The organism is bacterium (assembly GCA_020444065.1).
Lineage (GTDB): Bacteria > Sumerlaeota > Sumerlaeia > SLMS01 > JAHLLQ01 > JAHLLQ01.
The window spans coordinates 1-15242 of sequence record JAHLLQ010000006.1; the positions used below are offsets into that span (position 1 = coordinate 1).

The 15242-nt window shown below is 62.1% G+C and carries 8 protein-coding genes and 1 tRNA gene; 7 read left to right on the plus strand and 2 right to left on the minus strand.

What is annotated here, in order from left to right; translation table 11 throughout:
• Nucleotides 1-472: 472 nt before the first annotated feature.
• Nucleotides 473-8236 carry an Ig-like domain-containing protein gene (locus tag KQI84_14455; GenBank protein MCB2156076.1) on the plus strand — a complete coding sequence of 2588 codons (7764 nt, stop codon included), beginning with the start codon at nucleotides 473-475 and terminating at the stop codon, nucleotides 8234-8236.
• An 806-nt stretch (nucleotides 8237-9042) separates the two neighbouring features.
• On the opposite strand, the gene KQI84_14460 is transcribed toward KQI84_14455, so the two are convergent.
• Nucleotides 9043-9132 (minus strand) — tRNA-Ser (locus KQI84_14460).
• A gap of 203 nt (nucleotides 9133-9335) precedes the next feature.
• Here KQI84_14460 and KQI84_14465 point away from each other — a divergent pair.
• The 6 genes from KQI84_14465 (at nucleotide 9336) to KQI84_14490 (ending at nucleotide 14545) form a co-directional block, all read left to right on the plus strand.
• Nucleotides 9336-10055: a polysaccharide deacetylase family protein gene (locus KQI84_14465; protein ID MCB2156077.1), complete on the plus strand. Its 720-nt coding sequence runs from the start codon at nucleotides 9336-9338 to the stop codon at nucleotides 10053-10055.
• Nucleotides 10052-10726 carry a class I SAM-dependent methyltransferase gene (locus KQI84_14470; protein ID MCB2156078.1) on the plus strand — a complete coding sequence of 225 codons (675 nt, stop codon included), beginning with the start codon at nucleotides 10052-10054 and terminating at the stop codon, nucleotides 10724-10726. Before KQI84_14465 ends, KQI84_14470 begins: the two co-directional genes overlap by 4 nt.
• Before the next feature lie 43 nt (nucleotides 10727-10769).
• The gene (locus tag KQI84_14475; protein MCB2156079.1) at nucleotides 10770-11408 is read left to right on the plus strand and encodes a class I SAM-dependent methyltransferase; all 639 of its coding nucleotides are present in this window, start codon (nucleotides 10770-10772) and stop codon (nucleotides 11406-11408) included.
• Nucleotides 11405-12463 (plus strand): hypothetical protein, encoded by a 1059-nt coding sequence (locus tag KQI84_14480; GenBank protein ID MCB2156080.1) that lies wholly within the window; start codon nucleotides 11405-11407, stop codon nucleotides 12461-12463. Before KQI84_14475 ends, KQI84_14480 begins: the two co-directional genes overlap by 4 nt.
• A 185-nt stretch (nucleotides 12464-12648) precedes the next feature.
• Entirely contained in the window at nucleotides 12649-13896 is a 1248-nt protein-coding gene (gene icd / locus KQI84_14485; GenBank protein MCB2156081.1) for an isocitrate dehydrogenase (NADP(+)), read from the plus strand.
• 181 nt (nucleotides 13897-14077) lie between these two features.
• The gene (locus KQI84_14490; GenBank protein ID MCB2156082.1) at nucleotides 14078-14545 is read left to right on the plus strand and encodes a DinB family protein; all 468 of its coding nucleotides are present in this window, start codon (nucleotides 14078-14080) and stop codon (nucleotides 14543-14545) included.
• Between the two features lie 3 nt (nucleotides 14546-14548).
• Here KQI84_14490 and KQI84_14495 read toward each other — a convergent pair whose 3' ends face one another.
• A complete protein-coding gene (locus KQI84_14495; GenBank protein MCB2156083.1) occupies nucleotides 14549-15175 on the minus strand; it encodes a hypothetical protein in 627 nt (208 codons plus the stop codon).
• Nucleotides 15176-15242 lie beyond the last annotated feature (67 nt).

Below are 15242 nucleotides of genomic sequence, written 5' to 3' on the forward strand. Positions count from 1 at the left end.
GCGGCCGCATGGTTCCCTCGGGAACCATGCCCCGGCGGAAGTCGGCCGGCTCGGGCACATCCCTGGTCGGCCCAAAACCGCGAAAAGCTAACATCCCCGCTGGTACAGAAAAGGGGAGAGCATCAAAACCGCGAAGGGCTAACATCCCCGCTGGTACAGAAAAGGGGAGAGCATCACCCCCGGACTGGCCGGGGGCACTCGAAGGGCTTTATTCTCAGGGTGATAATGGCGGTGGAGGAGGGATTCGAACCCCCGGTACCGTTGCCGGCACACCCGCTTTCGAGGCGGACAGCGCAAATGTGCCTGCTCTCCCCTGTTTTTCCTTGAGCACTCATCGCTGTTTTGACCTAATCGCGTGTTCGTTTCAAGTTTCCAGGCGTCTTGTTCAGAATGTGAGGGATGAGACGCGAGGTGCCGCCCACGACTCGGCGGGTGCGCCGATCTGTTGAGGCATCCTTGAGGAGGGGCCATCATGTTTCTATCACGTCGCTGTTCTTCATTCCTATTCATCTGCGTCTCCATTCTGATGGTTGCCGCGGGGGGAGTCGCTCAGCCGGATGACTGGACGAACCCTGCCCAGGACGCCAACGAACAGTGGCCCTCCTTTGATGAGTTCCACCGCATGTCCGACCATGACAAAGAGCAGGTCGAACTCTACTGGCTGATGAACGTTTATGAGAGTGATCCGAAGTGGGAAAGCAACTACCACTTCACCTCGACCGGCTATGCCGATGATGGCCTGTCCGATGTGCCGGGGTGGTTGCGCGACGCGGCATGGTCTTCTTCCGCTTCTGTGGATGCGGTTCTTTACGGGGAGGAAGTCGGAGAGTCCAAAATCTGGGGCAGCTGCGCGGAGACGGCCGAGCGTGTCGAGAGTGATCTCAAGCTGGCCCGCGAGACGTTTCTGGAGACCTACTACCCGCCCGAACCGCCGCCCGGCGCCTCCTACGTTCCGGACGACTACGCGGACCTGGTTTCGCAACCAGTCCGCAATCTGCAGTGGGACTTCACCAACAAACCAGAAAGCGTCAGCTTCACGGGACTGGAACCCGCCTGGGCAACGCATCAGAGCGTGAAAGTCTATCCTAAAGGCGCCGATGGCACTGATGAGGGCTACGTGTTCGATCCGTGGGCCACGGGCTACCCGGAAGTCCTGGCCCCCGAGGTCGCCCACAACCGAGCTTACGTGTATAGCGGCGAACCCATGACGCGGCCCCTGTCGCCCTGGGAAATGCCCCCTCCTCCCTGTGAGGATTGCCCCCCGGGGGATGATGGAACCGACGGAAAAACCGGCGGCGACGATCCTCCGTCGGACGACACAACACCCGCTCCTCCCGGTGGAAGCGGGGGAGACATCAACTGGCTCCCCCAGGAGCATGATCGCCCTCCCACGAACCGCGACACTCCCGATGACAACGTGGATGCCGCTCGTGGCTCTCTTGCCTCCGGCCACCGCGCCGGCGTACCCGAGGCCCGAGTGATCGCCTCCTGGGTGCGAACGGCTCGCTGGCGGCAGGACACACTCCTGGCGGACCAATGGGCGAGTGACGAGTTCCCCTTCCTCATCGGGAATGTAAATGACGCCCGGCTCTTCTTCGACCCCTGGCGACTCTTCTGCCTGGATCATGCCGGACTCGTCGCCCCGGGCGGTCTGGCGGGATCCATTCAGGACACGGTGGACATGATGCGGCGGACACCCCGCATCGCGGTTCTCGCCAACGGGTACTTCCGCGATATGGCAGGAATCCTTGCCGCCCAGAGAGTCCCTGTTACTTTGGTCCGCCCCCAGGATATTGCGGCGGAGGCGGAGAACTACTCCGTTCTGATCGTGCCTTCGGGCGGCTTCTCGGGACTGGACAACGCCGAGTTCTTCCGCCAGGCCCTGGACGACTATGTGAGTGCCGGCGGGACCCTGGCCGTCTTCTGCCAGGCGACCGGCGACCAGTACCTCGCTGCCCCGGGCACTGCGGGATTGCAGGCCGCCGGCTGGCAGGAAGACCAGACCTGTGTCCACAATTCCGCCGTCATTACCCAGAGCCACCCGATCCTGGCCGGGCAACACACTGTGACTCCCGATTTCAAGGTGGATGGCTACTTCTCGTCCTGGCCGGACCACATGACTCCCGTCCTCTATCGGACGCGTAATCCCGTGCCGATGGTTCTGGTCTACGATCACGGGGAGGGGCACGTTCTGCTCACGACGAGCTACGCGGACTGGGGCGGCGTCCGATCCGCCATCGGGCGCGACGACGCGAACCTGCTGCGCCACATCAGTCATTGGGGTCTTTGGGCGGGGACGGAGATGCCACTTGTAGGAGCCGGCCTCCCCATCAACTTGCCGGTCACTGTCACCAACTACACGCTCGAAGTGGGAACTCAGGCTACCTTCCGGGTTGTCGATTCCTCCGGGATGCAGACGGGCGAGCCGATCATCAGGGAGGTCCTCGTTCTGCCGGGGGAGACGACGCAGGTGAACATCGACGTCGTGGCTCCGGATACTCCCGGCATCTATGAAATCGACGCGGACTTGCTTGCCGGAGACTTGACGGTCCCGCAGATCAGCGCCGCCGTCTTTGCGGCGGTCCGGCAGTTCCCGATGAACAGCGGCGCCACGCAAATCCCCGAGATCACCGCGCTGCTGACCTCCGATCGCCAGACATACGCGCCTGACGAAGTGGCTGACGTCACCATGACGGTCTATAACCAGTCGGCTCAGGATCAGGTCGTCGAACTGACATTTCCCGGCTATTTCGGCCAGCAATCCGAAGTGCGTCCCGGGGTCACCGTCCCTGCTGGGGGGTCAGCCGCTGAGGTCTTCCAGCTGGAGATGAGCGGGCGGCCGAGCGACGCGTTCCGAGCCTATGGGACCGTGTACAGCTCCCCGGAGCATTCCGCCATCGCCAGAGTCTGGCGAGGCATCTGGGTCAATGAACCGGAACCGCGCGCGTCGGTGGAAGTCGTTCCCGGCGGGGACACGCCCGCTGCGGGGGCGACGGTCGCCTTCGAGTGCCTCATTCAGAAGGACTACTTCGAGTCCGACCAGGATGTCTGGGCGTTTGACTTCACTCTCACAGGCCCGGGCGGGGAAGTACTCCACCAGGAGAGTTTTGGTACCTCTCCCCAGCCGAGTTCCTTTGCCCACCTCGTAGAGTATTCTTTCCCGAACGATGCCCCCTTCGGACCGTATCGCGCCACGTGTCAGGGCCAGTTCGAAGGAGCCGCTGGCGGTGCCTCGGTCCTGCTGCTGCTGCGCCCCGGCGTCGCCGGTCTGCGCCCGGCCGACAACATCTGGACGACCGCCGCCGGCAGTACCAAGGAGTTCACTGCAAGCTTCGAGACCTTCGCCCCCGGTGGCCAGACCGGGACCTTGCGGCTGGAAGTTCCCAGTGTCGCCTTCGATCAAACAGAACCCTTCATGCTGGGCTCGCCCGGAGTGGCCGAAGTCAGCTTCGACGTTCCCTTCCCCCCGGCTACGGCTTCCGGCGAGCATACCGTGACACTCACCGCGGACGCCTCGGGACAGGATCCCCAGGCTGTCGATCTCACACTCTTCGTCCCCGCGGCGGCTATCGTTGCCGAGCTTAACACCGGTTCCGTTCTGGCTGGCGATCCAGTGCAGGTACTTCTAACCAACTACGGAGGCGCCTATTCTACCGGTTGGGAGTATGCCCTCACGCTCAAGGATGGCTTCAAAGACATCTCGGAAACCTCCGGGACGGTTTCCCTGGCACCGGGCGAATCCGCCACTGTCGCTGTCGACACGTTTGTCGACCTGCGCGGAGGAGCCTACGCGATGGCCGCCGCCGTCTCGGAGCCGGGAGAATCCCCCCGCCTGCAGAGGCTCCCCCTGGAGATCCAGGGAACCACGGCCTGGATCACCGCCGACACCGACCGGAAAGTCTACGCGACAACCGACAATCTCAGCCTCTCCTCCGAATTTGGCCTCACATCCGATCTACTCCCGGACGCGATGGTCGAATTCCAGATTCTCGAAGGCAACAACGCGCTGACCATCAAGGGAGAGACCGGAAGTTTCCGGAGCGACGCCACCCGGATCGCGACATCGACCGGGGGTATCATCGCGGTGTATGGCCCCGAAATGGGCCTCAAGATGATTCACCACTTCACCGGCGCCACCCAGGCCACTTGGGGGGATATACGCACCGGGGCAGATCCGGTTGAGTATGGCGATGTGGCGTTCGACAGCACCGGCCAACTCCTTTTCCTCGACGGACCGGCTGGACGCATCGAAACGTGGGACCTGGATCCTTCACCGGTTCTGGTTTCGGATTGGATGGTGCGTGATTCAGAGGGACTCCCTCGTGTCTCGATGGATGTCGGCCCCAATGACAACGTGTATGTGCTGCGCCACGAGGATGACTCGGGATCTCGGGCCGGAACTTCCTATGTGGAGTTGTACGATTCCGCGGGCACATTCCTGTCCCAGGCCGGCAGCTACGGGTCGAGCGATGGCCAGTTCCTCAGCCCCACACATGTTGTCGCGGATTCCGAGGGGTCCTTCTTCGTCGTCGATCCGGGGAACCACCGGGTCGTCCGCCTCGGGACTGATGGCGTCCTTCTGGCTTCCTATGACGTCGGAGAACTCGCGCCCGTTGGCGTCGCGTTTGATCCGAATTTCGTCCCGAATGGACGTGTTGCCGTGTTGACGGAGGACGACTACAGCGGTCCCAACTCCGAGGAGATCTACTTCTTCACAACGGATGGCGTGCCGGACGGAACCTATGGAGTCTATGTGACGAAGGGGCGCGACCTCGCCCAGGATCGCACAAACCCCGCGCGCTTTGTGGCTTTGGAAGCCCTGAATATCTATGGTGCGCGGATTAACGTTCTCGCTTTCGAAGGTTACACCGAGTGGACGATCCGTTCCTACTCTCGACCGGCGGGGATCGATCGCCTCTCTGACGGCCGCCTTGTGATTGCCGATCCAGGATCCTACTCCGTGTGGATGTACGACCCGGCATCCGGACTTTCACCCTTTGTCGTCCCGCAGGCCGAGCCCGCGCTCGGGAACTTCTCCCCTCAAGACCTCATCGTTGGCGAAGGAGACATCATCTATGCCATCGATGGTGGTGTCTATAACCAGTACCTGCGCGTCTTCGATGCCAATGGGGCGCTCGTCCAGACTCTTCCCGGCGAAGGTACCCCCTTCCCCGAGACGCCCGAGTTCCTTGACATGGACGGTTCCGGGAACCTGTATGTCTACTTCAATACTGATGGCCGTGTTGTGAAGATGGATCCGGAGGGGAACGAGCTCAGCTCTTTCTACGTCGCCGGATCCGAGCAGAGGCTGACCAACGTGGACGGTATGGCGGTCGATCCCCAGGGACGTGTCTGGCTCGCCTGGGACGATGACGTGACGCTCCGCAACATGGATGGCTCGGTCGTCGCTGAAGCTGGGAGTTTCACCTACGTGTACGGCCTCGATGTCGGGTCCGATGGCTTGCTGTACCTGTGGGATCTGCTTCAGCGAGGTTTTGTCATTGATGACTCCGGCGATGTGATCAGCAGTTTCGCGCCTTCTCCTCCGTCACTGGTTACCTGCATCCGTGCGATGGATTCGCACGTTTATTTCGGCCTCAACTCCGCCTGGGGGATTGGTTGGACCGGCGGCTCCATCCATCGCGACAGTGTCGTGCCCGACATCGCGCGCGGCCTCTCGGGGACTGCCGGACAGACCATTGCCCCGCCGGTCAGCTACCCGTACGAAGGAACCCTGGTGGCCTCGTTGAGCAACCGTTTCGGTCAAGTGCTGGCTAGCGGATCCAGTTCCTTCAGCGTGACGGACGACGCTGTCGCCGTCGCCGTCCTGGCGGATCGGGCGAACTACTCCAGTGGAGAACTCGGCCAGCTCCGGTGCCTTGTCGCCAATCAGACAGACCAGCCTCTCAACGATCAACTGGTCCTTGCGAAAGAGGATGGAGACGTCTTCTTCGAGCAGTCCCTCGAACTGGGACCCTCGGAGACCTTGTCCTTCGAGTATCCCTTTGAAACCTCCTCCTCGTCGTTCACGGCGACCCTGGACTTTGGTCCGTATCACGCCGAATCGCCCATCAATGTGGTAAGTGCCGCCGTGCAGATCCAGGCAGTTGTCCCAGAACGGGTCACGTGCGAGCCCTTCGACGTCCCTGTGACATTGACCAACCTGAGGAATTCCCCCGCTTCTGGGCGGCTGACTGTCTCCACGGCGGCCGGCTCACGTTGGGCCGATGTCGCGCTGGCTCCGAAGGAAAGCCAGACGCACAATATCTCAGCCTGGGTTACGGCCGACGATTCCGTCAGAATTGTTCTCTCGAGCGGCTTGCGGGGCTCGGCCAGCTATCCTGTCACCCTGGGGCCCGCGGTTACCATCGATGTGACGGCCGACGAGGTCTATCCGCTAGGCAACGTCACCGTTCCCTACATGATAACGAACGCTGGCGCGTTGGGTGCCTCCGTCCCCATCACGTTCTCTACACTGGACGAATCCACTGTTTTGGAGCATTTCGTGGATGCCGCTGAGCAGGTAGCCGGCAAAGTCGCTGTGACACTGCGGGAGCCGGTGACCGAGCTGTTCTGGCAATCTCCTTACGCCAGCGGCAGCGCCCTCCTCCGGGCCGGCGGTGCCAGCATGCAACTTGTGGGAGCACCCGAGTGGACACTCGAGCCGGGGGATTCCGACATCTCAGGCGGGGACGCCGTGACGGTCACCCTCCAGATCGAAAACCTCTCCGACTTCCCCGATTCGGCGGACCTGTGCCATGACGCAAAAGGTGTGTTCCGGGGCGAGAGCCAGCTCTTCCTCGAAGGCGGCGAGACGGGGACGGCACACTTCTCCTTCAAGATTCCCGATGACCTGCCGGCCGGAACGTATCCCCTGCTTGTCTCCGTCGACAGCCTGGTCTCGCCTTTCGAGTACGAGGTGGCCGGTCCGGCTTTCGGAGTCTCCGCGGCATTGGATGCGGGCTGTTATTCCAGTGGCGACTCAGCGGCGCTGGCCGTTCACCTGGACAGCAGTTCCGCCGATTTGAGCGGGATCGAGATCATGGTAACCGCCCCGGAATTCCAGGAAACGCGGCTGGTGGACCTGCCGAACGGCGTGGCGGTGGATGAAGAGTTCGCAATCCCTGTTCTCGCATCGGGCCTCGTGGTCGTTGATGTCTCGATGCCACAGCAAGGGCGCTCCGCCTGGATCGATATGCTGAATCTCAGCACATGCGGCGGGTTGCGCGTGACCGTGGATGAGGAGTCGTACCTGCGCGGAGAAGTAGTTGCCGTGACGGTTGTTACCGACGCCCCCACGACAGCCAGCCTTTCGGCCTTTGAGGCGAATGTCGACATGGTGTTCGACAGCGCAGGGACGCAGGAGTGGGCCTTCACCGTCCCCGATGTTCCCGCCGGGCGGTATACCGTTGACTACCTGATCGGAGCGGGGGAAACCCCCGGAGAAGTCTACTTCGATGTCGACGGCCCCGAACTGCGTGTCATCCGTGTCGCAGCGACTCCCTCCATTCCCGTGGGCACTTGTGACCTTGCGGTGTCTGTGACTGCCGTCCCTCATCTCGTTCAGGAGGGAACGGTCAACTTCGAAATCCGGGATGATCTCGGAGACATTCTGTCCCGCTGGGCGGAGCCATTTTCCGGCATGACCGAGGGAGCCGAAAGCACAATCTCCACACGCCGCCAGGTCGCCTTCCACTCCTCCGGTCTGCATGTTCTCACCTACGCTGCCTACGCCGACGATACCGACGGGGCAATCGCGACCGGCCAGGTCTTCTTCGACGCCTTCTCCGAAAGGCAACCTGAGGTCGTGGAAGTAAGCCCCCGAGAAGGATCTGAAGAAGTCCCGGTCGGCATGCCCGTCAGCATCCGCTTCAACCGGAGAATGGACGCCCCGTCCGTCGAAGCCGCCTTTGCGGCCCAACCGGCCTTCACTCCGCAGTTTGAATGGCCCGCGGCGAATGTTCTCGTTGTTCGCCCGGCCGACGGCAGGTTCCGTCCTCTGCAGGCTTACACCTGCACGATTGACACACAGGCGCGCGACCGCGAAGATCAGGCTCTGGCAACTCCGTTCTCCTGGTCGTTCACCGCCGGGACCGGCGTGACCGCCGCGACGATCAACGAAGTCCTGGAAGGCGAGCGAGAGGTGACCACAGAGGAAGTCCTCCTGATGGATCTCAACGGAGATGGCGTCATCGACGTCGCCGATATCATCCTGGCGATCACCATGGGGTTGTAGAGACGTCAAAGCCGGGCAGCGCGAGTCCCGGGAGTTCCTGGATGGAAGACTCAAGAGCCCGGCAGCGTGACATGGGGCGGCACCCTTCACGGGAGAATGCCCGCAAATTGCGCGGGCAGCATCCGGCTGCATACAACGGTTGAAAAGGGACCCGGAGGCGGGTGTGTGCGCCCAGCCGTATGACCTGCCCCCGAGAACGCTACCAGGTCGTATGTTAGGTTTTCGGGGCCTGTCGAGGGTGGCTGGGCGGCGGAACCGGGGTCGGGGGGGAGGTCAGCCAAAAGGATTCCTCTTCCCCTTCTGAATACGGGACCAGTCATCACATCCCCGCGCATCGAAGGGCAAGAAGAACGTCCTCTCGATACCCCCCTCTAATTCACGATTCGCATGGGATATATCGAGGGAAAGCACCCGCGGGGGGACGAAAGTCGTTCGGGTGCCTCCGCATTGCCCTCCCCCCTCGACGCTTCTGCTCCAGATGGGGAGCCCGAGGCGAGGATTCCTGTCCTTCCCAACTCCTGGAGGGAATCGCCATCCTGATGACTCAAAGCCACCAGTCGACCTGAGGAAGGGACCACAGCACCGCTCGCCTTGTGACCTTGCCATTCCCCCGTGGCCGCCCCCTTCCCTCCGAGTGTCCTGGCGTGGCAAGAACTCTGTCTTGGCGAAAGGGCACAAGGAAGTTGGTGCCCAATTGGTGCCCAAACTGTGGGCACCAATGTCCAATTCCGGTCCAAAGGGGAAATAAAAGCAAAGCCCCCGGACGGGCCGGGGGTACTCAAAGGGTACTGTTTTCAAAGGTTTAGTGGCGGAGAGAGGGGGATTCGAACCCCCGATAGAGTTGCCCCTATACACGCTTTCCAAGCGTGCGCCTTAAACCGCTCGGCCATCTCTCCGTAAGCGGGGCTATGGAAGTGGGCCATCGGGCCGGGCTGGGTCAATGACAAATTCGCCGAAAGTACGGATTTCACGGAGCTCACGGATAAGGGCACGCTCAACTGGGGGCGGTTATCGTTGCGTCCGGTCGGAGAGGCTGGAACCCTGACGGCCCTGATCTTGCCCGCAGGGCAAGGCCCGGCCTGGGAGCGGCCAGTCTGTGATGTCGAGCCACCATGTCATCTTGTGCTGCGATTGCGAGGGCACCCGCGAGCAAATCGAGCGCATCCGCGGAGCGATCGATGGCGCGGGCGTGCCGGCCAACTGGTTCTTCGTCGGCGAGACGACCCGGGCCTTCCCAGATCTGATCCGCTCAATCTCCGAATCGCACCAGGTCGAATCTCACACGGACACGCACCCAAATCTGCGCAAACTGCGAAAAGAGCGCCAGAGAATCGAGATCATGGCCGCTCGACGCGCCGTCGAGGATGTCATCGGCCGTCCAACACGCGGATTCCGCGCGCCGATGCATTGCTTCAATCGCAACACGGTGGAAATCCTGCACGAGGAAGGCTTCGCCTTCGACGCCAGCCGCTTGTACTTCCGTCTCAATATGGGCGAGTTGGAAGAACTCCACCCGACTTGGTTTCGAGAGTGGATGCCGCTCTATGAGATGATCCACCTGCGGCCCAAGACAGCGTTTCGGCTGTTCCGGCTGTTCACGCGGGTTCGCACGCTCAGCGTTCTGCCGGTCCATCCCCATTACGCCGGCAAGAGCGATGAGTTGGCCGCGGCATTCCGCTGGTTCCTTGACGACGCCCTTGCGCGCGGCGTGCGGTTCTGGTCCATTGATCGCTGGCTGGCAGTGAAGCGCGATGTTCCGCCGCCCGAGTGGATGTCTCCGCTCGAAGAACCTTTGAAGAGCAAGAGAACTCGCAGATGACGGCGAATCCTCGCGAATCGTACTGGGAAAAGAAAATCCAGCGCTGGGCCGAATCGTCCTACGAGGCCGAACGGCGCGGCGTGTTGGACAAGTTGCGCACGTCCATCGACGCTCGCAAAGAAACAGCGCTTCAAGTGATCGAGAAGCACGCCAACCGCGGCGGCAAGCTCCTGGATCTCGGATGTGGCGCCGGACAGTTTGCAATCGAGGCCGCTCGTCGCGGCCTCGTCGACCAGTCCATCGGTGTGGACTTCGCCCGTCCCGGCATCGAGGCCGCTCGCAAAATGGCCGAGGATCTCGATCTTTCAGAAGCAGTTCGATTCGAAGTCGCCTCGGTGCTGGATTTCCCAATCGATGACGACGTCACCATCGTGACGGGCCTGGGTTTGCTGGACTGGCTTCACCACGATGAGGTCCTGCGCCTGTTCGAACGCGTCCGCGGCCGCCACTTTGTCTTGTCGTATTCAGAGCAGGACAATTCACTCGCCGAGATCGTGCATCGACTGTGGCTTTGCGAACGCCTGCGCTGGTTCGGCGGTGGTGTGCGGGCGTACCATCACAAGCGCACCTTTATCGAGAATGCAGCGCACCAGCAGGCCGGCGCCGACAAGGTCTCATTCGTGAAGAACCGGGAAATGCGCTTCGGAACTCTGGCGCACAATCTTGGGTGACTAAGCGCGTGGAATTGATGCAAAGCTCTCTCTAGGCCAACACATGAAATCCTCCACCGATCAGGCGCGCGCTTTTTTTGACGCCGAGGCAGAGCAGTACACGCTCCGCAGCGACACGGGCTTCTGGCGTTGGTGGCGTCGGCGCGAGCGCGCAGCGATCTGGCGTTTGCTCCGGCCGCGCGCGGGCGAACGAGTGCTTGATGCAGGTTGCGGAACGGGGTACTACGCGCGAGCGCTGCGCGATGCAGGGGCAAAAGTCTTCGCCGTGGACTTCGCACCGGCCATGGCGCGAGCAGTTTCCGAAGGGCTCTCCATCCCCGCGCTTGCCGTCGATCTGCAGCGCCCCTTCACCCGCCCTGTCTTCGACGCTGTGCTTTGCGCGGGAGCTCTCGAATTCTGCAGCGATCCGGAGGCCGCCATGCGCCACATGGCCGGTGCCCTCTCCCCCACTCCCGGGTCGCGACTTGTCGCGATGTTGCCCGCGGCGGGACTGTCCGGCTGGCTCTACAGCAGATACCACAGGCGCCACGGCCTGCAGTTGCAGCTCTTCCCCCCGGATCGCATTCGACAAATGGCGTGGCAGGCTGGGCTTCGCGTTGACGAAGCAGGCACGATCGGGTTCAACTACGTCGTTCGGTTCCGCCCGATCGGACTAGTCGGAACTCGAAACGAGAGGCAATGAAGAAATTCCTCTTCTGCATCGTCGGCGTCGGCGCCGGCAACACGACGCGCAACCTCGCGATCATCGAGGAGTTGCGCGCGATGGGGGACTGCGAGGTTCGCCTGGCGGCGCAGGGAAACGCCCTGAAGCTCCTCCGAGATCGATTCCGTACCTACCCGCTGGAAACTGTCGAGTACACTTCCGGCGGAGATTTCAACGCCGCCGACATCCTGCGCAGTAACTTGAACTTCCCCGCCCGATTTGTGGGAAACATGCGCGAGATCGCGCGCATTCTGCGCGAATACCAGCCCGATCTGGTTGTCGCCGACTCGGACTTCTACTGCTTGCGTCCGGCTCGGAAGTTGGGGTTCGGCCTGGTCTCGATCAATAACTCGCCGTGGGTTGTCGAAGGCATCCGCCGCATGGGCGGCGTGCCAAGGGACTGTCGATTCTCCTACCAGTTCATTGAGAAGACCGACTACTGGCTGCAGCGCCGTTACCCGCAGCGGGTCCTCTGCCCCGTTCTGCGCGCGCTGAAGGGCCTGCCCGGCAAGTACCACCAGGTGCCGCCATTCGTCCGACCGGAAATCCAAGCGTCCACGTCGCCCGGCGATGAAGTCGTCGTTCTCACGGGCGGCTCCGGCATCGGGACCGCGGACATCGATCTGCGCGCGTTGAAGGGGCAGAAGATCACCGTCTTGGGCGCTCAGCTCGAGAAGGTCCCCGATGGGACCAACCAGCCGGGGTTTACACTGGATGTCACCGAGCACCTCCGCCGGGCGAAGGTCCTGGTCGTGCAGGGAGGATTCAGCTCCGTCAGCGAAGCCGTCGCGCTGCGCATCCCGACCGTTGTGGTGCCGATCAGTCGGCACGCCGAGCAGTGGTCAAACGCTCGTCACATCGAGGAGCTCGGCCTCGGCCTGATGTGCCGCGAGGGGGCGAAGACCGGCGCCACCGTGAAGCGCATCCTCGACGACTACCCGCGTTATTGGGAACAGGCTCAGGCCCTTCGTGTCCCGACCGACGGGCACAAGAAGGCCGCGGAACTCCTCTGGCGCTGGGTAAATCTGCTGTAGAAAATGCAGCGATCGGAATGGACTCGGCAACTTCGCCAGGGCGGCACTTTTCTCGCTCCGCTTCCGAAGTGACTCCTTGACCGACGGCCCTCCGGGCCATCAGGCTCTTGCGTCTTCGAGGACGAGAGGGAGCCGAGCGGGGAGGATATTCCGCGCACAAACCGAACAAAACAGGAAAGAGGATCATGGCGACATTCGACAAGCTGACGCCCCCGACAACGGGCGAGAAAATCACTGCCGACGCGAAGGGACACCTGACTGTCCCCGACAATCCGATCATCCCCCGCATCGAAGGCGATGGGATCGGCCCCGACATTTCCAAGGCCATGACGCGCATCGTCGATGCGGCCGTCGAGAAGGCATACGGCGGAAAGAAGAAGATCGTCTGGTTCGACATCTACGCCGGCGACGCCTCGCAGGAGAAGTATGGCGAGTGGCTGCCGGACGACACGATCAAGGCCATCAAGGAATACCTGGTCGCAATCAAGGGCCCACTGACGACTCCGGTCGGCGGCGGCATCCGCAGCCTGAACGTGGCGCTGCGCCAGATTCTCGACCTCTACTCTTGCGTGCGCCCGGTGCGTTGGTTCCGCGGCGTTCCGTCGCCCGTCAACCGTCCGGACCTTCTGGACGTGGTGATCTTCCGTGAGAACACCGAAGACATCTACAAGGGCATCGAGTTCAAAGAAGGCACACCCGAGGCCAAGAAGATGATCGGCCTGCTGAAAGATGAATTCGGCAAGGAAGTCAACGCAGACAGCGGCATCGGCATCAAGCCGATCTCGATCAGCGGCTCGAAGCGTCTCGTTCGCATGGCGATCGAATACGCCATCGCGAAGAAGAAGCCCAGCGTGACCCTGGTTCACAAGGGCAACATCATGAAGTTCACCGAAGGCGCTTTCAAGGAATGGGGCTACGAAGTTGCTACGCAGGAATACCGCGAGCACATCGTGACCGAAGACGAACTCTGGGGCGAGCACGACGGCAAGATGCCCGAGGGCAAGATTCTCGTGAAGGACCGCATCTGCGACGCGATGTTCCAGCAGCTTCTTCTGCGCCCGGACGAGTACAGCGTGATCGCTACGATGAACCTGAACGGCGATTACCTGAGCGACGCCTGCGCCGCGCAAGTCGGCGGCCTCGGCATGGCCCCCGGCGCGAACATCGGCAATCCGTACGCCGTATTCGAAGCGACCCACGGCACCGCACCGAAGTACGCCGGCAAGGACATGGTCAACCCCGGCTCGCTTGCCCTCAGCGCTGTCATGATGCTCGAGCACCTCGGCTGGGACGAAGCTGCCAACCTGATCATCCATGGCATCGAGCAGGCCATCGAAGCCAAGACGGTGACCTACGACCTCGAGCGCCAGATGGAAGGCGCCACCAAGGTCAGCACCTCCGAATTCGCCACCAAGGTGATCGAGAAGTTCTAATCGATCCGGCCAAAAGCCACGATACACCTCAACACCCCCGGGATTTCTCGGGGGTGTTTCTTATGTAAGAGAAACAGCACGAAGCCCTCTTGCACGGCGCACGCTGAGAATTCACCTTGGCGCCTCGGCCTGTTGGGGAATACCCAGAATTCTTACTCCATCCCCTTCAGGAGGCCTTCGTATGGCACCCCAGGCAGTCGCGACTGTGCAGCCACAGCGCCAGTTTCTGATGAATGTTCTCAAGGACTTCAAAGAAGAGCACGAGAACTTCAAACCGACGGACGACATGATGACGGTCGCGCAGCAGATTCGTCATATCGCGCGCGTCACGGATTGGTTCCGCGAGGCGGGATTCGGGGCGGGGTTCAACATGGATTTCGAGGCGGAGATGGCCGAGATGGTGAAGCCGGTCACACTGGCGCAGGCGATGGCGGAGTTGAACGAAGCTTTCGATCGCTTCATGGAAGTCGCGGAGAAGGCAACCGAGGCGGAGATCTTCGCGCCGTTGCCCCCGAACCCGATCCTGGGCGAGGCACCGCGCATCGTCATCTTCTCGGCCAACGCCGACCACGTCGCGCACCACCGCGGCGCGCTGACGGTTTATCAGCGATTGCTCGGGATGACTCCGCGCATGGCCTACGACGGCTGACGGTTACTTTTTCTTTTCGGACGACGGCACCGCGTCCAGGCGAAGTCGCGCAGGGCGTGCGGAGGGCGGAAGCTGCAGCAGAAAGACGACCGCATCGCCGATGGCTCCGGCCTTCAGCACCTTCGGATCCATCGGCGCCGGTTGGGCTTCCGTCGGATCGGTACGCTGGAAATTGTCCAGCTCGATGATGCCGTGCCATGCCTCGGGATGAACCGGATCGCACGTGCCGTTCGCCACAGGCCACAGCGTCAACATGCGGAGCGGCCCACGGCCACCCAGTAGTTCAAAGCAGACCTGATCCGCCTTGCGTGCTAGAGCCGCGGCTGCTTCGGCATCGCCATCATGAACCAAAGCCAGGGCGTTCACGACCAGATGCACATGGCCGGCCATGTCGCGCGTCGTGCGCAACACATCCTGCCACTTCTCCGAATCCGCCGGCAAAACGACTTCCGTGACATCGCCGCCCTTCTGGGTCAACTGATCCGCCAGGGTATCCAGCCGGGCTTCGTTCTGCGCGGCCAGCCACACGCGGCACCGCGCGCGAGACAACTGCTGTGCGCACGTCCGCCCCGGGGCTGATTCCACCCCCAGCACCAGCACATTGCGTCCTTCGATCGTCGATTTTGCCATTTTCGGTCGTCTCCCGTGGGATGCAACGGGCAATCCCCGCCGCGAGGCCCGAGTTGGCGGAATGGCG

Coding starts and splice junctions, on each gene's coding strand:
- KQI84_14475 (MCB2156079.1), top strand. CDS start 10,770: ATGAAATCCTCCACCGATCAGGCGCGCGCTTTTTTTGACGCCGAGGCA.
- icd (MCB2156081.1), top strand. CDS start 12,649: ATGGCGACATTCGACAAGCTGACGCCCCCGACAACGGGCGAGAAAATC.
- KQI84_14480 (MCB2156080.1), top strand. CDS start 11,405: ATGAAGAAATTCCTCTTCTGCATCGTCGGCGTCGGCGCCGGCAACACG.
- KQI84_14465 (MCB2156077.1), top strand. CDS start 9,336: ATGTCGAGCCACCATGTCATCTTGTGCTGCGATTGCGAGGGCACCCGC.
- KQI84_14470 (MCB2156078.1), top strand. CDS start 10,052: ATGACGGCGAATCCTCGCGAATCGTACTGGGAAAAGAAAATCCAGCGC.
- KQI84_14490 (MCB2156082.1), top strand. CDS start 14,078: ATGGCACCCCAGGCAGTCGCGACTGTGCAGCCACAGCGCCAGTTTCTG.
- KQI84_14495 (MCB2156083.1), bottom strand. CDS start 15,175: ATGGCAAAATCGACGATCGAAGGACGCAATGTGCTGGTGCTGGGGGTG.
- KQI84_14455 (MCB2156076.1), top strand. CDS start 473: ATGTTTCTATCACGTCGCTGTTCTTCATTCCTATTCATCTGCGTCTCC.